The sequence below is a fragment of the Longimicrobium sp. genome (assembly GCF_036399255.1).
In the GTDB taxonomy this organism is placed as follows: Bacteria; Gemmatimonadota; Gemmatimonadetes; order Longimicrobiales; family Longimicrobiaceae; genus Longimicrobium.
On the sequence record NZ_DASWNM010000093.1, the window covers coordinates 1 to 22,983 of the forward strand.

At 69.4% G+C, this 22,983-nt stretch carries 19 protein-coding genes; 10 read left to right on the forward strand and 9 right to left on the reverse strand.

Translation table 11 applies throughout. The annotated features are described in order from the left end of the window. The 3 genes from VGC13_RS33465 to VGC13_RS16695 form a co-directional block, all read right to left on the reverse strand. The coding region (locus VGC13_RS33465; protein WP_349264230.1) for a helix-turn-helix domain-containing protein at positions 1–250 on the reverse strand (250 nt) is incomplete at its 3' end. Positions 251–805: 555 nt separating this feature from the next. Beyond that, positions 806–1,465, reverse strand: a complete 660-nt coding sequence (locus VGC13_RS16690) for a response regulator transcription factor (RefSeq protein WP_331126412.1) — start codon at positions 1,463–1,465, stop codon at positions 806–808. Positions 1,466–1,558: 93 nt separating this feature from the next. Beyond that, positions 1,559–2,299 (reverse strand): cytochrome c biogenesis CcdA family protein, encoded by a 741-nt coding sequence (locus VGC13_RS16695; RefSeq protein WP_331126413.1) that lies wholly within the window; start codon positions 2,297–2,299, stop codon positions 1,559–1,561. 339 nt (positions 2,300–2,638) lie between these two features. Between VGC13_RS16695 and VGC13_RS16700 the strand changes: the two genes are divergently transcribed. From VGC13_RS16700 to lpdA, 3 genes are all read left to right on the forward strand, one after another. Next, positions 2,639–3,568, forward strand: a complete 930-nt coding sequence (locus tag VGC13_RS16700) for a helix-turn-helix domain-containing GNAT family N-acetyltransferase (RefSeq protein WP_331126414.1) — start codon at positions 2,639–2,641, stop codon at positions 3,566–3,568. A 527-nt stretch (positions 3,569–4,095) separates the two neighbouring features. After that, positions 4,096–4,689, forward strand: coding sequence for a TetR/AcrR family transcriptional regulator (locus VGC13_RS16705; RefSeq protein ID WP_331126415.1), 594 nt, complete (start codon positions 4,096–4,098; stop codon positions 4,687–4,689). Positions 4,690–4,759: 70 nt separating this feature from the next. After that, on the forward strand, positions 4,760–6,196 hold the full coding sequence (gene lpdA, locus VGC13_RS16710) for a dihydrolipoyl dehydrogenase (RefSeq protein WP_331126416.1): 1,437 nt from the start codon (positions 4,760–4,762) through the stop codon (positions 6,194–6,196). 528 nt (positions 6,197–6,724) lie between these two features. Here the strand turns inward: lpdA and VGC13_RS16715 are convergent. Next, on the reverse strand, positions 6,725–8,233 hold the full coding sequence (locus VGC13_RS16715) for a nitronate monooxygenase (protein WP_331126417.1): 1,509 nt from the start codon (positions 8,231–8,233) through the stop codon (positions 6,725–6,727). 825 nt (positions 8,234–9,058) lie between these two features. On the opposite strand from VGC13_RS16715, the gene hemQ reads away from it, so the two are divergent. The 7 genes from hemQ (at position 9,059) to VGC13_RS16750 (ending at position 16,302) form a co-directional block, all read left to right on the forward strand. Beyond that, a complete protein-coding gene (gene hemQ / locus VGC13_RS16720; protein ID WP_331126418.1) occupies positions 9,059–9,886 on the forward strand; it encodes a hydrogen peroxide-dependent heme synthase in 828 nt (275 codons plus the stop codon). 148 nt (positions 9,887–10,034) lie between these two features. Then, on the forward strand, positions 10,035–10,817 hold the full coding sequence (locus tag VGC13_RS16725; protein ID WP_331126419.1) for an ABC transporter permease: 783 nt from the start codon (positions 10,035–10,037) through the stop codon (positions 10,815–10,817). Then, on the forward strand, positions 10,814–11,680 hold the full coding sequence (locus VGC13_RS16730) for an ABC transporter ATP-binding protein (RefSeq protein ID WP_331126420.1): 867 nt from the start codon (positions 10,814–10,816) through the stop codon (positions 11,678–11,680). Before VGC13_RS16725 ends, VGC13_RS16730 begins: the two co-directional genes overlap by 4 nt. Beyond that, positions 11,677–12,774: an MlaD family protein gene (locus VGC13_RS16735; protein ID WP_331126421.1), complete on the forward strand. Its 1,098-nt coding sequence runs from the start codon at positions 11,677–11,679 to the stop codon at positions 12,772–12,774. Before VGC13_RS16730 ends, VGC13_RS16735 begins: the two co-directional genes overlap by 4 nt. 729 nt (positions 12,775–13,503) lie before the next feature. After that, complete coding sequence (locus VGC13_RS16740) at positions 13,504–14,796, forward strand: aspartate kinase (protein ID WP_331126422.1); 1,293 nt, start codon at positions 13,504–13,506, stop codon at positions 14,794–14,796. A 14-nt stretch (positions 14,797–14,810) separates the two neighbouring features. Beyond that, complete coding sequence (locus tag VGC13_RS16745; RefSeq protein WP_331126423.1) at positions 14,811–15,791, forward strand: aspartate-semialdehyde dehydrogenase; 981 nt, start codon at positions 14,811–14,813, stop codon at positions 15,789–15,791. Beyond that, on the forward strand, positions 15,784–16,302 hold the full coding sequence (locus VGC13_RS16750; RefSeq protein WP_331126424.1) for an NUDIX hydrolase: 519 nt from the start codon (positions 15,784–15,786) through the stop codon (positions 16,300–16,302). The genes VGC13_RS16745 and VGC13_RS16750 overlap by 8 nt, the downstream gene beginning before the upstream one ends. A gap of 445 nt (positions 16,303–16,747) precedes the next feature. Here the strand turns inward: VGC13_RS16750 and VGC13_RS16755 are convergent, their stop codons facing one another. The 5 genes from VGC13_RS16755 to VGC13_RS16775 all read right to left on the reverse strand — a co-directional run bounded on the left by VGC13_RS16755 (position 16,748) and on the right by VGC13_RS16775 (position 22,974). Next, positions 16,748–18,901 carry a S9 family peptidase gene (locus VGC13_RS16755; RefSeq protein WP_331126425.1) on the reverse strand — a complete coding sequence of 718 codons (2,154 nt, stop codon included), beginning with the start codon at positions 18,899–18,901 and terminating at the stop codon, positions 16,748–16,750. 195 nt (positions 18,902–19,096) lie between these two features. Beyond that, complete coding sequence (locus tag VGC13_RS16760; RefSeq protein WP_331126426.1) at positions 19,097–19,582, reverse strand: hypothetical protein; 486 nt, start codon at positions 19,580–19,582, stop codon at positions 19,097–19,099. An 807-nt stretch (positions 19,583–20,389) separates the two neighbouring features. Beyond that, on the reverse strand, positions 20,390–21,061 hold the full coding sequence (locus VGC13_RS16765; protein WP_414683000.1) for a thymidine kinase: 672 nt from the start codon (positions 21,059–21,061) through the stop codon (positions 20,390–20,392). Positions 21,062–21,905: 844 nt separating this feature from the next. Further along, complete coding sequence (locus VGC13_RS16770) at positions 21,906–22,430, reverse strand: GNAT family N-acetyltransferase (protein WP_331126428.1); 525 nt, start codon at positions 22,428–22,430, stop codon at positions 21,906–21,908. A 37-nt stretch (positions 22,431–22,467) separates the two neighbouring features. Next, positions 22,468–22,974, reverse strand: a complete 507-nt coding sequence (locus VGC13_RS16775; RefSeq protein WP_331126429.1) for an NYN domain-containing protein — start codon at positions 22,972–22,974, stop codon at positions 22,468–22,470. Positions 22,975–22,983 lie beyond the last annotated feature (9 nt).

A 22,983-nucleotide genomic window follows, 5' to 3' on the forward strand; every position in this document is an offset into this window, starting at 1 on the left:
GCGAAGACTCCCGGACCAGGCTCTCCAGACCACGCGTGTTGAAGGCGTGGATCACGTTGCGCACCATCTGCGGCGAGTAGCCCAGCGACCGCGCGATGCGCGACACGCGTTCCTTCCGCGCGCTCGCCAGCAGTATTTGGGAGCGGCGAACGGGGAACGCGTTAGTCGAGCGGAGTGCCGCTTCCAGATGGTCGCGCTCCTCGGAGGATAGCTCTCGCGCGTGCAACAGTACTCGTTTCTTGGGTTCCATCCACCCAAGTTAACACACTTTGTTTACTTTGAACACTTCCTCCTGTGGAGATGCACTAGGCTCGCCACCTCCCCCAAAACTGCTGGGGGAGGTTGGGGTTGCCGCAGGGGTGGAGGTCCGACGGCAGGCATCGAACTGGCGCCCGCGTGGTGCCCCTCCCCCGGCCCCTCCCCGTTCGTTCCTCACGGAGAGGGGAGAATTCGATCCCGCATCGGGTGGTTCGAACTGCGTCCGCTGCGCCCCCTCCGGCTCGCTTAGGCTCGCCACCTCCCCCAAAACTGCTGGGGGAGGTTGGGGTTGCCGCAGGGGTGGAGATTCGACGAACGGGATCGAACTGACGCCCGCGTGGTGCCCCTCCCCCGGCCCTTCCCCGTTCGTTCCTCACAAAGAGGGGAGAAATCGATCCCGCTCCGAACGGTGCCGGGTAGCGAACTCATGCTACGTGGCAGGCACTTGCCCTTACCCACAGACGCCTGTCCGCGAAGGCGGCCTTCGTGTGGTTGTTGCAGCGAATTCATTCGCCCCTGCCTGCCCCTGCTGCCCTTGCCGTGAAGCTCAGCCCTCCGCCTTCAGCAGCCCGCGCAGCAGGGCGAAGCGCACCAGCTCGCTGCGGTGGTGCAGGTTCAGCTTTTCCATGATGCGGGCGCGGTAGGTGTCCACCGTCTTGGGGCTGATGAACAGCTTCTTGCCGATCTCGCTGCTGCTGAACCCCTGCACCGTGAACCCCAGCACCTCGCGCTCGCGCTCCGTCAGCTTTTCCAGCGGGTCGTCCTCGCCCGGCTCGGCCTTCTGCTTCAGGCCGCGCAGCAGCAGCTTGGCGCCGCTGGGGTACAGGAACACGTCGCCGGACGCTACGGTGCGGATGGCCTCGATCAGCTCCTCGTCGGCGCTGGTCTTGTTGACGTAGCCGCTGCCGCCCGCCTCGAGCACCGGCAGCAGGTGCTCCTCCTCGCCGTGCATCGTCAGCACCAGCACGCGTGCGGTGGTGCCCAGCGCGGCGATCTGGCGGACGGCCTCGAGCCCGCCCATCCCCGGCATCGACAGGTCCATCACCACCACGTCGGGGCGCAGCTGCGGCGTCTTCATCACCGCCTCCTCGCCCGTCCCCGCCTCGCCCACCACCAGGAACCCGGGCTCCGCCTCCAGCAGGGCCCGCAGGCCTGCGCGCAGCACGGCGTGGTCGTCCACCAGCAGGATGCGGATCTGTTGGGGCATGGTCCCAGGTGTGGCCGGTGATGGACAAAAAGGTGCCGCCGCGGGACCGAATCTGCCCCGCGGCGGCCAAATGTGCAAGCGTTTGCGCCCGCGTCAGATGCGGGACGACAGCCACTCCGGGGTCCATCCGGCCATCATCGCGGCCAGCCGGCTGAACTCGCCGGTCAGCATCAGCAGCCCCAGGATCACCAGCATGAGCCCGCTGATGCGGTTGATCCACGGCAGCCAGCGCCGCATGCGCCCGAACGCGTTCATGAAGCGGCCGATGAGCAGCGTGCTGAGCAGAAACGGAATCGCCAGCCCCGCCGAGTACATCGCCAGCAGCCCCATCCCCTCGCCCATCGTCCCGCGCGCCGCCGCCAGCGTCAGGATGCCGCCCAGCACCGGCCCGATGCACGGCGTCCACCCCGCGCCAAAGGTGACACCGACGAGCACCGTGCCCAGGTAGCCCACGGGCTTCTGCGCCAGGTGCATCCGCCATTCGCGCCCGGCGCCCGGAAGCCGCAGCAGCCCCAGCAGGTACAGGCCGAACAGGATCAGCAGCACGCCGCCCACGCGCTCCACCCAGCGGCTGGCGTAGTGCATCAGCCCGCCCAGGAACGTGGCAGACGCGCCCAGCATCATGAACACCGCCGTGAACCCGGCCACGAACAGAAGCCCGTGCACCATCACGGCGCGGCGGGCGCGGCGCTCTTCCGTCTGCTGCAGCTCGTCCAGGCTCATCCCGGTGATGAACGTGGCGTAGCTGGGCACCAGCGGCAGCACGCAGGGCGACAGAAAGCTGAGCAGCCCCGCCGAAAAGGCGACGAACAGGCCGAGCGACTGGGATTCCATGCGGATCGGTGTGAGTGCGGATCTGCGGAACGCACGCAAGCATAACAAGATGCCGCAATCCCCCGCATCCGGCAATCTGCCCAACCCGCGTAGGGCGATTCCGTACGTCTTCCTCAAGGGCAGAATCGGTTGACCCGAGGCTGTCATTCCGAAGGAGGCGCCGCTCGAAACCTTCTCATACCGAATACCGTGGCGCCGACTGAGGAATCTACTCTCCCGACCTCGTGACCAGGCCCGTCATCGTGATCGTGCGGGCTGGATACTTGACTCGGTCAAACATCTGCTGTTGATTGCACCGAACACGCGTGGAGCACGCCCCCTCAGACGCGGAGAACGGCAATGAGCAACGGCGGGATGGATGATCGGGTGGATGCGGTGCGGCGCTTCAATCGCTTCTACACGCGGCGGATCGGCGCGCTGGGCGAGGGGCACCTGGATACGCCGTTCTCGCTGACGGAAGCGCGCGTGACGTACGAGCTGGCGCAGCGCGGCACGGCCACCGCCACGGAGCTGGGCCAGGAGCTGGGGCTGGATGCGGGCTACCTGAGCCGCATCCTGCGCGGATTTCAGGAGCGTGGCCTCATCGACCGCCGCCCCTCCGAGGCCGACGCGCGCCAGACGCACCTTTCGCTGACTGACGTCGGCCGCTCCGCCTTTGCGCAGCTGGATTCCGCCGCCCGCCGCGACGTCGGCGCCATGATTGGCGCGCTTCCCTCCGCCGAGCAGGACCGATTGGTCGCGGCCATGGCCACCATCCAGCGCGTGCTGGGTGCCGCACCCGAGCCGGCCGAGCCGTACGTTCTGCGCCCGCCGTGGCCCGGCGACCTGGGCTGGGTGGTGCAGAGCCACGGCGAACTGTACGCCCGCGAGTACGGCTGGGACGTGCGCTTCGAGGGGCTGGTCGCGGGCGTCATCGGCGAGTTGGTCCGCAACTTTGACCCGGCGTGCGAGCGCTGCTGGATCGCGGAGCGGCACGGCGAGAACGTGGGCAGCATTTTCCTGGTGCGCGGGACGGACGAGGTGGCCAAGCTGCGCCTGCTGCTGGTGCACCCCAGCGCCCGCGGGTTGGGCATCGGCGGGCGGCTGGTGCGTGAGTGCGTGGAGTTCGCGCGGCAGGTGGGCTATCGCAAGATCAGCCTGTGGACGCAGGAGGAGCTGGTCGCCGCCCGCCGCATCTACGCCGCCGAGGGCTTTCGCCTGGTGCACAGCGAAACGCACAACAGCTTCGGCGTGCCTCTGACGGCGGAGACGTGGGAAATGGATCTGTGACGGGCCCTCACCGGCTCGTCGCACTCGTGTAGGCGCGTCGGCGAGGCTCGGCGGCGAGGGCTGCAATGGCGAATAAATTCGCTGCAACAACTACACGAAGTCCGCCTTCGCGGACAGGCGGAGGGGGGTAGGGCAAGTGCCTGCCACGCGGCGGGTTGGAGAGCAAGTCAGTGGGCGCGAGTGGCTGTCGAAGCGGGATCGAATTCTCCCCTTTCTCCCGCTCCGCGGGGGAGAGGGGCCGGGGGAGAGGGGGCCGCGTCGGGCGCAGTCTGATGCCTGTCGTCGAGCCTCCGCCCTGTCCTGACGCCAACCTCCCCCAGCAGTTTGGGGGAGGTGGCGAGCCTAGGCGAGCCGGAGGGGGCGCCCCGCCGACGCAGCGTGATCTATCCGCCACGCGACGCAGTTCGCCACAAAACCCTTGACGTCGCCCCTCCCCGCGCACATCTTGGGACCGTTCGGTCTCTGTGGATTCAGCGGGCGAGCGGCTGGCTGTCCCCTGTAACCTGTCCCCTGTCCCCTGTCCGTTCATGCGAAGCGGCGAGCAGACGCGCGAAAACATCATCCGGCAGGCGGCGGCGCTGTTCAACCAGCAGGGGTTCGCCGGCGCGTCGATGTCGGACATCATGCAGGCCACCGGGCTGCAGAAGGGCGGCATCTACCGCCACTTCGAAAGCAAGGAGGCGCTGGCGCTGGAGGCGTTCGACTACGCGGTGCAGCAGATGGCGGGCCGGTTCTCCGCCGCGCTGGCGGATCGCGAGCACGCGGTGGACCGGCTGCACGGCGTGGTCGACGTGTTCGCGCGGCTGCACGACGACCCGCCGGTGCCGGGCGGCTGCCCCATGCTGAACACCGCCGTGGAGTCGGACGACGGCAACCCGGCCCTGCGCGCCCGCGCCCGCACCGCCATGGACGGCCTGCGTACGCTCGTCCGCCAGACGGTGCGCAAGGGCATCCCGCGCGGTGAGGTGCGCGCGGACGTGGACGGCGATGAGCTGGCGTCGCTGCTTATTGCCACCATGGAGGGCGGCGTGGCGCTGTCGCGGCTGTACGGCGAGGGCGTGCACCTGCGGCGCGCCGCGGACGCCATGCGAACGTACCTGGACGAGCGGGTGCGCGCCTGAACCGGCGCCGCCCTCTCTCTTTTTTTGACCACTGTGCGACCGATCGGTCGCAGATGACGTGGAGGCGATGATGAGCGCGAACGAATACGACGCGATCGTGATCGGCGGGGGGCCGGCGGGATACACGGCGGCCATTCGCCTGGGGCAGCTGGGCGTGCGGACGCTGGTGGTGGAGAAGGAGAACGTGGGCGGCGTGTGCCTGAACTGGGGATGCATCCCGTCCAAGGCGCTCATCTCCGCGGCGGGGATGATGGAGAAGATGCGCCACGTGGACGTGATGGGCATCCGCGCCGCCGCGCCGGAGATCGACTTCGCCGCCACGCAGCAGTGGAAGGCCGGCATCGTCCAGCGCCTTACCGGCAGCGTCGCCACGCTCATCCGCGCCAACGGTGGCGAGATCGCGAACGGCAGCGCGCGACTGACTGGTCCCAGCGCGGTCGAGATCACCGCGCCAGACGGATCGATCCAGCGCGTCACGGCGAGGAAGTCGGTGGTGATCGCCACCGGTGCACGCGTCGCCATGCTCCCGGGCTTCGAGCCGGACGGCGAGCGCATCCTCACCGCGCGCGAGGCGGTGGACCTGACGGAGGTGCCGCGCTCGCTCGCCATCATCGGCGGCGGCGTGATCGGGATGGAGCTGGGGATGATGTACCAGCGCCTCGGCACGCGCGTCACGGTCATCGAAGTGGTGGAACAGCTGCTCCCCGGCACCGATCCGGACCTGGTGCGCGTGGTGGAGCGGCGCTTCAAGGCACGCGGCGGCGAGGTGCTCACCGGCGCCCGCGCGCTTGGCTGGGAGCCGCGCGGCGACCGCGTGACGGTTTCCGTCCAGCACGCTGGCGTGGAGAAAACGGTGGAGGCGGAGAAGGTGCTCGTCTCCGTCGGCTTCAAGCCGAACACGGCGGGGCTCGGGCTGGATGAAGTCGGCGTGCGGCTGGACGAGCGCGGGCACGTGGCGGTCGATCGGCAGTACCGCGCCTCCGTGCCTGGCGTCTACGCCGTCGGCGACGTGACGGGCGGGCCGTACCTGGCGCACAAGGCGTTCAAGGAGGCCGAGATCGCCGCCGAGGTGATCGCCGGCAAGCGGGTGAGCCGCGACTGGTACGCGCTTCCCGCCGCCATCTTTACCGATCCCGAGATCGCCGTGGTGGGGATGACGGAGGCCGAGGCGCGCGCCGCCGGGCACGGGGTGAAGGTGGGCCGCTTTCCGTTCACCGCCAGCGGCCGCGCGCTGGCCCTGGGCGAGACGGACGGCCTGGTGAAGGTGGTGGCGGATGACGAGCGGCTGCTGGGCGTGGGCATCGTGGGCGCCGAGGCCAGCGAGCTGATCGGCGAGGCGGCGCTGGCGCTGGAGATGGTGGCCGCGGCGGAGGACGTGGCGCTCACCATCCACCCCCATCCCACGCTGTCCGAGGGTGTGATGGAGGCGTTCAAGCATGCCATGGGCGAGGCCATCCACATCGCCAACCGCAAACCGAAGACGCGGCCGGTGGCACTCGCGGCGTGAGGTCCGCCACCGGCAGCCGCCACGGGCTAAAGCCCGCGGCTAGAAATGCCATAAGCCCCGCCCCGGCCGCTGGCGCGTCCGTGCGGGGCTTCACCTGCTCGTGGCCCGCGAGGCCGGCGCGCAGGAGCCGGATCTGATGGTTGAGGACGGCCCTTGCAAGGCCAGCCACGTCCTCCGGACCCGGCTCTGCCGCCACAGCCGCCATTCCGCGAAGGCGGAATTCGTGTGGTTGTTGCAGCGAATTCATTCGCCCTTGGTGAGGCTTGCCGAGTGCCCATGCCCAGCCCTTGCTGAGGCTTGCCGAGAGCCTCTGCCGAGCTTTGCCTGAGCCGAGCCGAGCCGAGCCGAGCCGAGCCGAGCCCAGCCCAGCCCAGCCCAGCCCAGCCCGGCCCAGCCCGGCCCGGCCCGGCCAGCCCGGCCCGGCCCAGCCCCGGCTGAGCCTGAGCCGAGCCTGGGCACCTGAAACAAGAACGGGCCTCGCGGAAGATCCGCGAGGCCCGTTCTGCATCCTTCTGTGTGCGACCTGGATTACCGGGTCGGCACGTTCTGCGTGCGCGGGCTGGAGGACGACATGCTGGGCATGCCCCGCGAGATGGTGCGCTTGAGGCCGCTCAGCAGGTAGTCGATCACCTCGCCGGCCGTGTAGCCCGCGCGGTCGCTGCCGATGAACCGGCGGATGTTCTTGAGCGCGTCGCCGCTGGTGATGAGCGGCGCCTCTTCGGGGAGCCCGCTCTTGCGCACCTGCGGCTGCCCGATGGTGGCGAACAGCGCGTTGCACAGGCACTTGCGCCCGGCCGTGTCCTCCACGACGCCGCCCTTCTTGACGTACGTGTCAACCGGCTCGGCCGCGCAGCGGTAGTCGATGCGCCCGTCCGGCCGCTTGTACGCCTCGCGCAGGTAGCCCAGGTCGCACACCCGCTCGCGCTTGCCGTACATCGCCGGATCCGACATCGTCCCGCCGATCTGCACCACCTTGAACGGAAAGCCCGTGGGCGACGCGCGGCCGTCGGTCAGCACGTCGACGCGGTCTTCCTGCGCCTGGCGAATGACGTCCTTCTTGAGCTCGGCGGTGATCCCGGACTCTTCGGCGTAGGCGAACAGGGTGCCCACCTGGATCCCCGTCGCGCCGGCGTCCAGCGCCTCGGCCAGCGCTTCCGGGCTTCCGGCGCTGCCGGCCAGCCAGAAGGGAAGCCCGTGGTCCTTCATCTTTTCCAGGTCCACCACGTCGCGCGCGCCGTACTGCGGCTCGCCGCGCTCGTTCAGGATGATCTCGCCGCGCGGGGGGGCGTTGTGGCCGCCGGCCGTGGGCGCCTCGATGATGAAGCCGTCCACGCGGCCCGTGGCCTTGCGCGTCAGCATGGTCGCCAGCGAGTTGCTGGCGATGATGGGCAGGAAGTACGGCCGCTTGACGGCCACCGGCGCCGTGGCCGAGTGCACGCGCGGGTCGAAGCTCAGGTACGCCGTGTCGGCGCCCATGCCCTCCACCTCGAACTTGATCTGCACCGGCTCGTGCGCGGCAAAGCGGTCCAGCACGCCGGGGATCTCCTTGGGGATGCCGGCGCCCATCAGCACGTAGTCCACCCCGGCCAGCATGGCGCCGTAGAGGGTGGCCAGGTTGGGCATCTGCACCTTGGTGAGCAGGTTGATGCCCACCACGCCGTCGTGCCCCTCCTTGGCCAGCCACACCTCGACGAACGAGGCCAGCACGGTGAGCTGCTCGCGCACCCGCGTGACCACCTGGCGGTACATGGGAATTTCCTTGTACGGCTCGCCCGGCGCGCGTCCCTCGGGGCGAAAGTACTTCATCAGCACGTCGCCCGAGACGTCCGGCAGGGGGAACGCGGCCATGGCGCGGCGCACGTGCCCGCCCAGGTCGCCGTCCTGCAGCCGGCGCACCAGCAGGGAGTCAACGCAGGTGCCAGACACCACGCCCATCTGCCCGCGCAGCGACACGGCCTTGGCGAGGACCCAGTTGCTGACCCCGACTCCCATGCCGCCCTGGATGATGAGCGGGTGCGTGACGGTTCCTGCGATCATGTGGCTTCGGGAGCATGGGTTGCGTATGGCCGCCCTCGGCGGCCCGGTGCACGGACGTGGTCCGGCACCGTCAACTGTTTACGGAACAACAAGTTAGCGCATGAGGGACCAGTAAAGATGAGCCCAACTCATCTCGCGCGCAACCCCCGCAGGAGTCGGGCCAACGTTGAACGGGCGTTCGAAGGGTACCCCGCGGGTGCCGGTTTTGTGCGTTTCCTCACGCTATCGCGCGGGTGCGAAAAGCGAAAGTGCACGCACCAGGACTCGCTGCGGGAGCACGGGAGTTTGCTCCCGCAACTGCACGAAGTGGCCTTCGAGGACCCGGTGATCGGGCCCTCAACGGGTTCTCTCGGGTCTGGCGTCCACGGTTGAGGACAGGCACCAAGGGCAGCAAGGGCGAATGAATTCGCTGCAACAACCACACGAAGGCCGCCTTCGCGGGACTGGCGGATGCAGCGCGGGGCAAGTGCCTGCCACGTGGCATGATCGAGGTTCAACCTCCCCCAGGGGTTTTGGGGGAGGTGGGCGAGTAATGCGAGCCCGGAGGGGGCGCTGCTCTTCGCGATAACTCGTCCGAAGCGCAATCGAATTCTCCCCTTTCTCCCGCGCAGCGGGGGAGAGGGAGCCCGTCTGGCGCCAGCGTGATCCCGTCCGCCGCGCGCCGGAGCCCATCCCGAACGCCCCCATCGGCTTGCGTGAGGCGCGGGCATGCACGAGCCGGGGCGGCCTGCCCCTCGCGCCGCACCCTGCCGCCCGGTATCTTCGATTGTCTGGTAGCCTGCCAGACGACTGAAGCCAACCCGTTCGACTCCAAGCTTTCACGGAATGTCCCAGATCGCCCCCGCCACCCTCGAAGGGTGGTACGCGCTGCACCAGGTGTTCAGCACCGATTGGTCGTCCCTGCGCGCGCTCATGCGGCAGCACCGCGCCGAGATCGGCGAGGAGGCGCGCAAGCTGTGGAGCACGCTGGCGGCCGGCGGCGAGGGCGAAAAGGGCGGCTGGAGCGCGGCGTTCCGCCTGGTGGGCGGCGGCGGCGACTGGATGTTCGTGCACTTTCGCCAGACGCTGGAGGAGCTGGCCGACGTGCAGCTGCGGCTGCGCGACAGCGCCCTGGGCGAGCTGCTGCGGCTTGAGTACGACTACCTGTCGGTCACCGAAGCCGGCCTGTACCACGCCACCGCCGAGGCCGCCCGCGAGCTGACCCCCGGCACCCCCGATTTTCGCGCCCGCATCGACGAGTCGCGCGCGGCGGAGCTGGCGTCGGCGCACATCCAGACGCGGCTGTTTCCCCAGGTGCCCGAGGGGATGCGCTTCGTCTCGTTCTACCCCATGACCAAGCGGCGCACCGCCGGCGCCAACTGGTACACGCTTCCCGTGGACGAGCGCAGCCGCCTGATGCGCGAGCACGGGATGACGGGGCGCACCTTTGCCGGCCGCGTCTTCCAGGTGATCACCGGCTCGGTGGGGCTGGACGACTGGGAGTGGGGGGTAACCCTGTTTGCCCGCGACCCGCTGGAGTTCAAGCGAATCGTCACGGAGATGCGCTACGACGAGGCCAGCGCGGTGTACGGCGAGTTCGGCCGCTTCTTTACCGGCATCCGTTTTGCGCCCGACGAGTGGCCGGCGCTGCTCGGCGCGCGCGGAGGCGCCTGAGCGCACTGCTTCCGGACGCCCCGGCGGGCCCGGGCCCGGCACGTGGCCCGGGCCTTTCTGCGGTTTTGCGGCGGGTTGAACAAAGGATCGATCGTCCGGCGCGCGGCCGTTCTGGCCGAACCCCGCTGCATTCCCCTACATTTCCTTCATGAACTGGACGCTGCCCTTAACCGTCGTAGGCGCGGCCGTGCTGGGGCTGCTGGCCGCCTTCGGGCGGTTCAGCCGCTTCGTGGCCGAGTGCGTGCGCTCGCTGATGGACCTGCGCACCTGGCCGGGCCTCACGATCATGCAGATGCGCAAGCTGGGGGTGAACTCGCTTCCCATCGCGCTCTTCCTGTCCGCCTTCACGGGCATCGTGCTGGCGCTGCAGGCGTCGTACACCTTTACCGGCGCCATCCCCATGTACTTCGTGGGCGCGCTGGTGGGCAAGACGATGATCCTGGAGCTGGGCCCCGTGCTCACCGGCCTGGCGCTCAGCGGCCGCATCGGCGCCAACATCGCGGCGGAGTTGGGGACCATGCGCGTGTCGGAGCAGATCGACGCGCTGGAGACCATGGCGTACAACCCGATCTCGTACCTGGTCGTCCCGCGCGTGCTGGCGGGAACGCTGATGGTGCCGGTCATCGTGATCTTCGCCAACGTCATCGGCATTACCTGCGGGTGGTACACGGCGCTGCAGATGCTGGAGATGAGCACGTCGCAGTTCATCCGCGGCCTGCGCCTGTTCTACGACCCGTTCGACATCACCTACTCGGTGCTCAAGTCGTGCTCGTTCGGCCTGGTGATCACCATCGTGGGGTGCTACCAGGGCTTCAACACGCAGGGCGGCGCCGAGGGCGTGGGCGTGGCCACCACCCGCGCCGTGGTCATCGCCAGCGTGCTGATCCTGGTGCTGGACGCCTTCTGGGCCGCCACCCTGCTGCAGCAGTGAGCATTCAGCTTACGGGCATCCACAAGGGCTTCGGGCCCAAGCAGATCCTGCGCGGGCTGGACCTGCGGGTGGACGATGGCGAGACGGTGTCGCTCGTCGGCTTTTCGGGCGCGGGCAAGTCCGTGACGCTGAAGCACATCGCGGGGCTGCTGATGCCCGACCGGGGCACCGTGGTGGTGGACGGCAAGGAAGTGCCCAACCTGAGCCGCAAGGAGCTGTACAAGATGCGGCTGGACATGGGCTACGTCTTCCAGTTCGCCGCCCTGTTCGACAGCATGACCATCGGCGACAACGTGGCCATGGGGCTGCGGCAGAAGGGCGGGATGTCGGAGAAGGAGATCCGCGACCGCATCGCCGAGTCGCTGGACCGGGTGGGGCTGGACGGCTTCGAGAAGCGGCTGCCGGCGGAGCTTTCGGGCGGCCAGCGCAAGCGCGCGGGGCTGGCGCGGGCCATCGCCTATCGTCCCAAGTACCTGCTGTACGACGAGCCGACCAGCGGGCTGGACCCGGTCACCACCGAGGTGATCGACCGGCTGATCATCCGCATGAAGGAAGACTTGGGGGTCACCAGCCTGGTGATCACCCACGACATGAAGAGCGCGTACGCCATCAGCGACCGCATCGCCATGCTGTTCGAGGGGCGGGTGGTCGAGGTGGGCACGCCGGACGAGATCAAGCGCACGGAGAACCGCATCGTGCGCGGCTTCGTGGAGGGCCGGCCGGAGATGATCGAGGAGGCCGAGGCCGACGCGGCCCGCCGGGCGGCCGAAGACGCGCCCCGTCCGCCACCGGCGCCGGGACGCACGCACACGGACGGGGACGGACACCACGCGGGGCAGGCCCCGCACCGGAGGGACGCATGAGGCTGAAGAACGAGGCACTGGTGGGGCTGGTCGTCATCATGGGCATCATCACGGCGCTGCTGGGCGCGGTGTGGCTCAGCGGCCGCTCGTGGGGCGACGAGTTCAAGGACGTGCAGGCCAGCTTTACGGCCGTGGGGCAGCTGACGGAGGGCAACCCCGTCACCTACCGCGGCGTGAACGTGGGGCGGGTGAGCAAGATCGAGCTGTCGCCCCGCGGCACCGGCGTGTACGTGACCATGTCCATCCGCCCCGACGTGGAGGTGGGCGGCGACGTGGGCGTGCTGCTGGGGAGCGCGTCGCTCTTTGGCGACTGGCAGGCGCAGATCGTGTCGCAGGCCGAGTTCCCGGACCTGACCTTTACCACGGCGCCGCGGCGCAACGTGCTGCCGGGGGCCACCCTTCCCGACATCTCGGAGCTCACGGCGGTGGCGGCGCGCATCGCCGCCGACATCGAGACGCTGTCGGCGCGCATCCAGATCGCGTTCACCCCCGAGACGGCGCTGGAGATCCGCAGCACCATCGAGAACGTGGGCGAGGTGAGCGACCAGCTCAGCGGCTTCATCGACGCGCAGACGCGCACCTACGGGCAGGTGGGGCGCAACGTGCTGGCGTCCACCGAGAACATTCGCCTGGCGACGGCCAGCGCGCAGGCGACCATGAACGAGGTGCGGGGCAGCCTGCAGGGCGGCGACGTGCAGGCGATCATCGCCAACGCGCGCCAGGCCACGCAGAACCTGAACGCGCTCACCGAAGAGCTGCGCGGCGCCGCCAGCGGCGTCCCGGGCCTGGTCGCCCGCGCCGACAGCACGATGGGCGCCTTTGGCCGCACGGCCGAGACGCTGAACACCACCATCGCCGGCGTGCAGCCGGGGCTGGCGGAGCTGGGCCCGACCATCGTGCAGGCGCGGGCGGCGATGAACAACTTCAACACCCTGCTCACCCAGCTCTCCAGCCAGGAGGGCACCATCGGCCGGCTGATGAGCGACCCGGCGCTGTACGAGGAGTTCCAGCGCCTGGTGACGACGATGCAGCGGCTGATGGCCGACATCCAGGCGAACCCGGGGAAGTACATCGGCGAGCTGCAGGTGCTGTAGGACGAAGTGCGTTAGTGCGTTAGTGCGTTAGTGCGAGAGTTGCGAGAGTGCGAGAGTGCGAGAGTGCGAGAGTGGGCGGTGATCTGACTTCGAGCTGCGTCGGCGGGGGCCCTCACGCGCTCGCTCAGGGCTCGCACCCTCTCCCGGAAGCGGGATAGACTGCACGGGCCCGAGGTGGTTCGGACAGCGTGGTGGCGGGATGGTGGGCCGCCCCCCTCCCCGGCCCTCCCCGCAAACTGCGCGGGGGAGGGTGACGCGACCCACAGGCTGTCCGCCGCACGATTGAATTCTCCCCTCTCCGTGAGGAACGAACGGGGAGGGGCCGGGGGCGGGGCACCCGGCGGACGCAGTTCGAACCTGGTCGCCGAGCCCAATCCCAGCGGCATCCCAACCTCCCCCAGCAGTTTTGGGGGAGGTGGCGAGCCTAGGCGAGCCGGAGGGGGCGCCCGCGGACACAGCCCGAACAGTCCGGAGCGCGATCGAATTCTCCCCTCTCCGTGAGGAACGAACGGGGAGGGGCCGGGGGAGGGGCACCCCCGCCAAGCGCAGTTCGAAGTCCTGCATCGTCCCCATTCGTGCGATCCCATGAACCTCCCCCGGCAGTCCGGGGGAGGTCCGAGCATCCGGGAGCGGAGGCGCGCCGTTCGCGAGCACGAACCCTGCTATACGCACGGCGTCCGTTGCAGTTGATGGCTATTCCCTATTCCCTGTTCCCTATTCCCTGCAGTCATGGCTCTGCTGGTCCAGAAGTACGGCGGCACCTCGGTCGGCTCGCCCGAGCGCATCCAGGCGGTGGCCGCGCGCGTGGCGCGCGCCCGCCGCCGCGGCGACGACGTGGTGGTGGTGGTCAGCGCCATGGGGCACACCACGGACGAGCTGATCGACCTTGCCCGCAACGTGGCCGGCCACGACGACTGCGTGCACGAGCACCCGCGCGAGATGGACATGCTGCTGAGCGCCGGCGAGCGCATCAGCATGGCCCTGCTGGCCATGGCCATCCGCGAGGCCGGCGCCGACGCGCGCTCGCTTACCGGCAGCCAGGCCGCCATCATCACCGACGCGTGGCACACCTCGGCGCGCATCGTGGAGGTGCGGGCCGACCGGGTGCGCGAGACGGTGGAAGGCGGATGCGTGGCCATCGTGGCCGGCTTCCAGGGCGTCAGCACCACGCGCGAGATCACCACGCTGGGGCGCGGCGGTTCGGATACCACGGCGGTGGCGCTGGCGCGCGCGCTGGGGGCGGACCGCTGCGAGATCTACACCGACGTGGACGGCATCTTTACCTGCGACCCGCGCCGCGTTCCCGACGCCCGCATCATCCCCCGCATCTCGCACGACGAGATGGTGGAGCTGGCCCAGTCCGGCGCGCAGGTGATGCACGCGCGGGCGGTGGACCTGGGCGCGCGCACGCCCGCGCTCGACATCCGCGTGCTGTCGTCGTTCGTCACCGGGCCGGACGAAGACGATCCCACGCGCGGCACCCTGATCACTGACGATCCGATGGTACGGGAAGACCAGGTGGTAACCGGCCTCGCCTCGGCGCGCGGCTACGCCAAGCTCCTCCTTCACGCCCTGCCGGCGGGGATGCGCACGCCCACCGAGATGCTGGGCGCGCTGGCCGACGCGGGGGTCAGCGTGGACATGGTGACCGAGTCGCCGCAGGCAGACGGCCGCGTGCTGCTGCAGCTTACGGTGCGCGGGGACGACCTGGCCCGCGCGCGGGAGATCGCGGCGCAGGTGGCGGCGCGGCTGGGCGGCGGCGGCGCCATGGACGAGCGCACGGGGCTGTCCCGCATCGCGCTGGTGGGGCGGGGGATGAGCGGGCGCCCCGGCGTCTACGCGCAGGCCTTTCGCGCGCTGATGGACGCGGGGGTGAAGGTGGAGGCGGTGTCGACGTCCTCCATCTCCATCACCCTGCTGGTGCCCAGCGACCAGGAGGACGAGGCGCTGCGGGCGCTCCACGACGGGTTCACGCTGGCGGCGCAGGCGGAGGCTCCGGCCGCCGCCGCCGTCGCGGGCTGAGGGGGAGGACGACGATGCACGTAGCACTGCTGGGCGCCACCGGCGCGGTAGGGCGGACCATGCTGCAGGTGCTGGCGGAGCGCCGCCTTTCCGTGGACCGGCTGACGCTGCTGGCCTCTCCTCGCTCGCAAGGGCGGTCCATTCGCTGGGGCGGGCGCGAGTGGGCCTGCACCGTGGCCGAGCCGGGCGCCTTTCGCGGGGTGGACTTCGCCCTGTTCTCCGCCGGCGCGGACCGGTCCAGGGAGTGGGGGCCGCGCGCCGCGGACGAGGGGGCGATCGTGGTCGACAACTCGTCCGCGTGGCGGATGGATCCCCAGGTGCCGCTCGTCGTCCCCGAGGTGAACGGGGACGCGGCGCGGGAGCGGCCCCGGGGGATCATCGCCAACCCCAACTGCTCCACCATCCAGATGGTGGTGGCGCTCGAGGCGGTGCGCCGGGCCGCGGGGCTCACCCGCGTGGTGGCGACCACCTACCAGTCCGTCAGCGGGGCGGGCGAGACGGGGCGCGCCGCCCTGCGCGACGAGCTGCTGGGCAACCGCCCCGAGGAGTCTCCGTTCGCGCGGCAGATCAGCGGCAACGTCATCCCGCAGATCGGCGACTTCGACGCGGAGGGCTGGACGGGCGAGGAGCGCAAGATGATCAACGAGACGCGCAAGATCCTCTCGCTTCCCGACCTGCCCGTGGCGGCGACCTGCGTGCGGGTGCCGGTGGAGGTGGGGCACTCGGTGCAGGTGATGGTCGAGACGGAGCGCGAGCTTTCGGTGGACGAGGCCCGCGCGGCGCTGGCGGCGTTCCCCGGCGTGGTGCTGGAGGACGATGCGGGACGCTACCCCACGCCGCTGGAGACGGCGGGGCGGGACGAGGTGTTCGTGGGCCGTGTTCGCCGCGACCCGTTCCTGCCGCGCACGCTGCACCTGTGGGTGGTGTCGGACAACCTGCGCAAGGGCGCGGCGACCAACGCCGTGCAGATCGTGGAGGAGCTTTCGGGTGCCTAGACGGCGGCGCGGCGGCGGCGCCCGTACGCGGGCGGTGGTGGAGACCAGCGCTGGCGGGGTGATCTACCGCTGGCGGGAGGGCCGCGCGCACGTGCTGCTGATCCGCGACGCGTACCAGCACTGGGGCTTTCCCAAGGGCCACGTGGAGCAGACCGAGACCGCGGCCGACGCGGCGCTCCGGGAGGTGGAGGAAGAGACGGGGCTCAACTGCCTGCGGCTGGGGCCGCGGCTGCAGACCATCGACTGGTTCTTCCGCTTTCGCGGCAAGCTGATCCACAAGTTCTGCCATTTCTACCTGATCGAATCTCCCGAGGGCGACACCTGCCCGCAGCGGGAGGAGGGGATCACGGAGTGCATCTGGCTGCCGCTGGACGAGGCCATCTCGTCCATCAGCTACGACAACGCCCGCGAGGTGCTGATGCTGGCCGCCCAGCAGCTCAGCGACGCCATCCGCCGCGAAGAAGAGCGCGACGAGGCCCTCCGCCGCGCCGCGCGCCGCCCGGGCGAATGAATTCGCGGCTGGGACACGCGATGTCGGCCTACGCCGACGGGTGTGTGCCGAGCGGCATGCGGCGGTGTGCTGTTGAAGCCTCGCGCAGCTTGCGAGGCTTTCCGCGGTCGTTGCGGCGAGTTTACTCGCTCCCGGGACAGTGCCGGTGGCGACACCCTCGTCCGACCCGCCGCCCGGGCGAATGAATTCGCGGCTGGGACGACGCGATGTCGGCCTTCGCCGACGGGTGTGCGCCGAGCGGCATGCGGCGGTGTGCCGTTGAAGCCTCGCGCAGTTTGCGAGGCTTTCCGCGGTCGTTGCGGCGAGTTTACTCGCTCCCGGGACGATGCCGGCCGGCGACACCCCTCTGCGGACCCGGCGGAGACGCATCGGCCGATTTCCAACGAAACAGAGGCCCCGCGGCACGCGCCGCGGGGCCTCTCGTCATCCATCCACCCGCACCGCGTCAGTGCGTGATGTGGCGCTCGAAGAACTCCAGGATGCGCAGCATGTGGTCGATGCGGTGGCCGGGCTCGCCGCTGCGCGTGAGCTCGTGGCCCTCGCGCGGGTAGCGCACGAACTCCACCGGGCGTCCCAGCACCGTCAGTGCCCGGTACAGCGCCTCGGCGCTGGCGATGGTGGCGCGGAAGTCGGTGTCGGCGTGCAGCAGCAGCAGCGGGGTGCGGATGTCGGCCGCGTACGTCAGCGGCGACTGCGCGCGCGTGATCTCGGGATCCTCCCACGGCCGCGCGCCGAACTCGCCCTCGAACAGCCGCCAGGTGTTGGACGAGCCGTACCAGATGGCCAGGTCGTACACGCCGCGCTGCGCCACGGCGGCCTTGAAGCGCTGCTGCGCCTCGCGCGCGATGATCCACGCCGTCAGGTAGCCGGCGTAGCTGCCGCCGGTGATCACCTGCCGCTGCGGGTCCGCCAGCCCGCGCGCGATCACGCTGTCGGCGCCGATCAGCACGTCCTGCGCGGGGGGCGTGCCCCAGTTGCGGCGAATGGCGCGCAGCCCCTCGTTGCCGTATCCCGCCGACCCGCGCGGGTTGGAAAAGAACACGGTGTACCCCGCGCCGGCCAGCATCTGGTACTCCAGCCACATGCTGGCTTCGCCCGGGCCCCACATGGCGTGCGGCCCGCCGTGCATCTCTACCGCCAGCGGCGCCCGCGTCCCCGGGCGGTGGTTGATGGGCAGCAGGTACCAGCCGTGCGCGCGGCGGCCGTCGAACGAGGGGTACCGGATCTCGTGGTAGTCGCTGACGTACACCTGCGCCAGCAGCGAGTCGTTCAGCGTGGTCAGCCGCCGCTCGCCGCCGCCCGTGGCGTCGGCCGTGTACACGTCGCTGGGGCGGCGCGGGTTCATCTCGGACCAGGCGATGCGCCCCCCCGCCGCGTCGAACGAGAGCACGCCGCGCGGCCCCTGCACCACCGGCCGCGGGTCGATGCGGTCCAGCCGCGTGCGGTACAGCGGCTGCGCGCCTTCGGACGCCACGGTAAAGTACAGCCAGCCGTCCGGGGTGATGGTGTAGTTGTTGGGGCTGCGGTCCATGGGGCCCGTGATGCTGCGCCGGTCCGTGCCGTCGCGCCGCATCACCACCAGCTCGGCGTCCGTGGCGGTGGTGTACTCCGTGTCCACCAGGAAGCGGACGTAGGCGATGTAGCGCCCGTCCGGCGAAAAGGTGCCCCCGTCCTCGCCGTAGCGCGGCTCGGAGATGGTGCGCCCCGGCCCGCGCCCGTCCGCGGGGGCGACGACCAGGTCGCTTTCCAGCTCGTAGTCGGGGTGCAGCCCCGGCTGCCGCGGCGGGCCGGCGCTGTAGATGAGCGAGTCGCCCGCGGGGGTCCACTCCGGCGCGCCGATGCCGTACGCGGCGCGCGTAAGCTGCACCGGCGTGGCGCCCTGCCGCACGTCGACCACGTAGATCTGCCCGTACTCCTCGTCCTCGATGCTGGTTTCGCCCAGGTAGCCCAGGCGGGTGACCACGCGCGGGTCCTGCTCGCGGGCGTTGGCGGCCAGCTTGGCGCGGATGGCGGCCAGCGCGGCGGCGCGGTCTTCGTCGATGTTGCGGATGGCGGCCGCGTCGATCTTCGGCTCGTCTCCCGCACGCGCGGTGTCGGCTGCGGCGGAGTCGGCCTTCGCCAGCTGCTCGGGGGTAAGCGACGACATGAAGGCGATGCGCCGCGAGTCCGGCGACCACACCGGCGCGCCGGCGCCCGTCTCCAGGCGGGTGAGCGGCCACGCCTCCCCCCCCTCGGCCAGCGGAAGGATCCACACCTGCCCGGGCCCGTCCTCCCGCGCCTGGGTAAAGGCGATCATCCGCCCGTCCGGCGAAAAGCGCGGCGCGCCGATCCCCCGCGCGTTGGTCCAGGTAAGCCGGCGCAGCCCGCCGCCGTCGGTGTTGGCGATCCACAGGTCGCGCCGGTAGCGGTTCTCGGCGCTGTCCACCTCGGTCACCACGAACACCGCCCGCCGCCCGTCGGGCGACAGGTTCACGGCGCCGGCGTTCTTGATGTGGTAAAAGTCCAGCGCCGTGAGCGGGCGCCGGTCCTGCGCGTGCCCCGGCGCGGCGGACAGCGCCAGTGCGGCCAGGGCGGTCAGGTGGGGGATGCGGATGCGCATGGTGTACGCGGGGTGCGGGATGCGGTGCGCCGGGAGCCGGATGGCGCCGTCAGGATGTGCTGAAAAACTTGCACCCTTGGCGGCGCCGTCCGCAAGGGAGACGTTTCGAGGGGATGGAACGAGCGGGCGCAAGACGTTTCGTCCCGCGCCCGCACCGTCGTATTCGCTGCTTCCCCTGAGATGGGGGGCGAGATTCTACTTACATGCGTTTGGCGTGCGGCAGCGGCACTCGCTCTCGGCGTGACACGCGTGGTCCTTGCACCGCGCGGCTTCGGACGCAGCGGACGGGTACGCTCCAAAATGCTGTTCGTAGATCCGCTGCGTCTCGGCGAACGCGTCGGTGAGCGCCTGACGATCGGTGGCGTCGTGAATGCCGAAGTACGGATAGTGATGCAGGTAATGACCGAACACTGCGGCGCAATCGGCGTGATAGCTCTTCGTATCGAGGATGTGTGCGTGCCAGAACTCGTCGACGAGCTTGTTCGGCACCAGGTCGACGCCGGGGTACAGACGCTTCAAGGTGAGGAAACGGCGGTACTCCTGCTCCGCCAGGTCACCATCCGCCGGGGAGAGCTTGGGAGGATCTCCGGCCTCCGTGAGCTTCCACTTCAGCTTGGTGAAATCAAGGGCTGCTACCGCCGGATCAATCCCCGTCTCGTTCGCTTCGAGCATCATTGACATCGTGCACCTCGGGAGCGGAATGATGATGAACACTGGATGCTGGCAATCTGAACACATCCGGTGGAGAAAACAAGAAAATGTTCTTCGGTGCCGGATGGCATCCGTTTGGATGCTTTCGGAACGGGCAACGTACGTCAAATCCGACGTACGTGGATCCTGACGTATGCGCGGAATCGCGGGCTTCACCCCCAGCGCGCGAGGCTATTTCGCGAGAGGACTATGGAGGGCTGCCGAGGAGGTGTGCGTCCGTGCCCCAGATCCAGCGTTGCCGGGCGAACGCGGTTAGGGGGTGCCCGGGCGGCCAGGGGGTGCAGCGGTCGATATCCTCGATGCTCCCGCTCCACGCCCCGCGGTGTCTCCGGTTGCCGGCGTTGAACGTGCCCACGATGCTCGCGTACCCGCCCGCGCACGCGGCGCCCGGGCTTCCGTTGGCGAACTCCACCCACAAGCCGTTGCGGTTGATGTGGGCGATCTGGGCATCGTGGTGCAGGTAGATGCCGGTGCCCTCGAACTCCAGGCGCAGCCACCAGTCACCTGCACCCGCTCGCCATCGTAGATCCGGGGATCGGCGATCAGCTCCACGATCGAGACGGAGTAGCCGCCGCAGGCGCCGCCCTCCTCCACCAGCACGTAATGGGATTCAGGCGGGTACCTGCGATCCTGTACCGGCCCGCTGGAGGTGGAAGCAAGGAGCAGGACGGCGGCGGGAACGATCTACAGACGCATGGGGTGCCGTTCGACAGGGGGACCGGCAGGGCTCCGGTGCGCGCGGGGCGGAGCCCGGGAGACTGGTGCGCGGCGCCGGAGCTACGCCCTGCGCGTTAGGCTTTCGCGGGTGAGCACCACCGGGTCGGCGGGGGTGCTGCCCAGCAGGTCCAGCAGCGACGTCTGGTAGCGCTGGTCGCTGGGCACCTCGTGGCAGCGTCGGCAGCGCGCCTCGTACGCCTCGCTGCCGCCCACCTGGATCTGCGGGCCTTCGTACGGCGCGGGCAGGCCGTCCACCAGCCGCTGGTTGCGGGTGGCCGGGTTGCCGCACACCACGCAGATGGCGTGCAGCTTGTCCACTGTTTCCGCCACCGTCAGCACGCGCGGCATGGGGCCAAAGGGCTCGCCGCGAAAGTCCATGTCGATGCCCGCCACCAGCACCCGCACCCCGTTGTCGGCCAGCAGGCTGATGACGTCGACGATTCCTTCGTCCAGGAACTGGATCTCGTCGATGGCCACGACCTGCGTGTACGGGTGCACGTGCTCGGCCACCTCGGTGCTGGAGCGCACGGGGACGGCCTCCACGCCGCTGCCGTCGTGCGAGCTGATGGTGCGCACGCCGGCGTAGCGGTCGTCCAGGGCGCTCTTGAACACCTGCACGCGGCGCTGGGCGATGAGCGCCCGGCGCACCCGCCGGATCAGCTCTTCGCTCTTGCCGCTGAACATCACCCCGGTGATGACCTCGATCCAGCCGCGGCCGTCGCCGTGGTACAGCGCGATGTCTCTCAAGTTGATTGCTGCGTTGGAACTAGCGGATGGACGGGAGGACGGGCGGGAGGGGTTCCGCCGGGAAGGGAAGTTACCCCGCCGGCCGGGGGCTGACAAGCGGTGATGCCAACTCCTGAGAGGGTGTTGCCAAACCTCCTGGCGTGATTGACTTCCTGAGGGAGGCGCCGCTCCGTAACTCGTTTTTACACTGCACCTTGGCGCCGACCGAAGGACCTCGCCAGCAGAACGACGGGGCTGGTCGCGTGCCCTGATCTGGCCCCTGCGCCACCGGGACGAGGTCCTTCGGTCGCGCGCAACCTGTAGTGTGACTTCTGGTTACATGTGATGCGCTCCCTCGGGAAGTCACCGCTTCGTTATGGATTTGAGGTTTAGCAACACCCTCTGAGAGGACCACTTGAGGCGTGCTGATGCGTTGCTTCTCCGGCGGTCGGCCGAAAAGAAAATTCCCCAAGGGGCATGCCCCTTGGGGAGATGGATCGTCCCAAGACCGTGCTTTCGCAGAGGACCTCGGGCCCCTGACGACAAAGATGCTGATTCAGACGAATCTGCGGAACGGTTCCGCGTGCAATCTCGCAGGGAGATTTTGAAGATGTTCTCGCGCGGTGGACGCGGGAGGAAAACCAGGACGCGGAGAAGGCCCTCATCCGCGTCCTCCGCGTGATGCTTTTCCCGTCAGCCTGAAAGAAGTCGATTCGTACCGAATCCGGGAAACAACATTTTATGGATACAGAGGAACAGAGTCACGGAAGCAAGATGATATTCAGCTCGCTTCCTCTGTCTGACTCTGTTCCTCTGTACGATTATTCTTTTTCAGGATCAGGTATCACAATCACACCGGGCCGGCGAAGTGGAAGGCGGTGACGGTGAGGCCTTCGCGGAAGTAGAAGCGGTGCGCCCGCGCGCGCTGCACGCCCGAGTCCAGGTGAAACTGCTCGCACCCCTGCGCCCGCGCCTGCGCGTACAGCCAGTCCAGCAGCTGCTTGCCAAAGCCGCGCGACCGCGTGGCGTCGTCCGTCACCAGGTCGTCCACGTACAGAATGCGGCCGCAGTACAGCATCTCCATGTACCGGTATCCCGCCACCGCCCGAACCACCCCGTCCTCCATGGCCGCGGCCAGCCGGTAGCCGTCCGTCCCCATCATCCGGCGGACGCGCTGCAGGTAGTCGTCCGCGGAAAGGTGCGGGCGCAGCTGGCGCATCACCTCGTGCGTGGACAGGATCTGCTCGTCGGTCTCGGGCTGCAGGATCATGGGATCGCGGGCGTCTGGCGTGGAGGGGAGGGCGAGCGGCGGAAAGTAGCCGGACGTCCCGCGGATCGACAGCGGAACGCGAAAGGGGAGGACGGCCGCGGCCATCCTCCCCTTCGCTTCATCATCCGTGGATCGAGGTCGATCAGCGCTTCTTGTTGCGGCGCTCCAGGACCACCTCTTCGGCGACGATCATGTAGCGGATCATCCGTTCGCGCGCTTCGGGAAAGGCGTCGGCGCGGTCGCGGAACAGGTCGTTGGACACGATGACGGCGTCCAACTCGCGCGCGAACGCCAGCAGGAAGTAGTCGGCGTCGGTGCCCGCGGGGGCCTGCCGGATCTTTCCTTCCGCGATGCGCCGCTCGTACCCCTCCTTGTCGTCGATCTGGTGCCGCAGCGCCGCGTCCGACACCACGATGGGCGTGTACCCCTCCGAGATCAGCTTGCGCACCACCAGCTTGATGTTGTGCAGCCGCGCCTCGTCGCCCTCGCTGCTGTGCGCCACGTTGCTGCCGTCCACCAGCGCGATGGGCATGGCGTCGAGCACCGCCTGTGTGTCCTCCGCGTCCTGGCGGGCCTGGTCCGCGCGAATGGAACGGTCATCCTGAACGGCCTGAACCGCCGGACCGGCCGGCTCTTCTCTATCCACCATGTGTGTCCC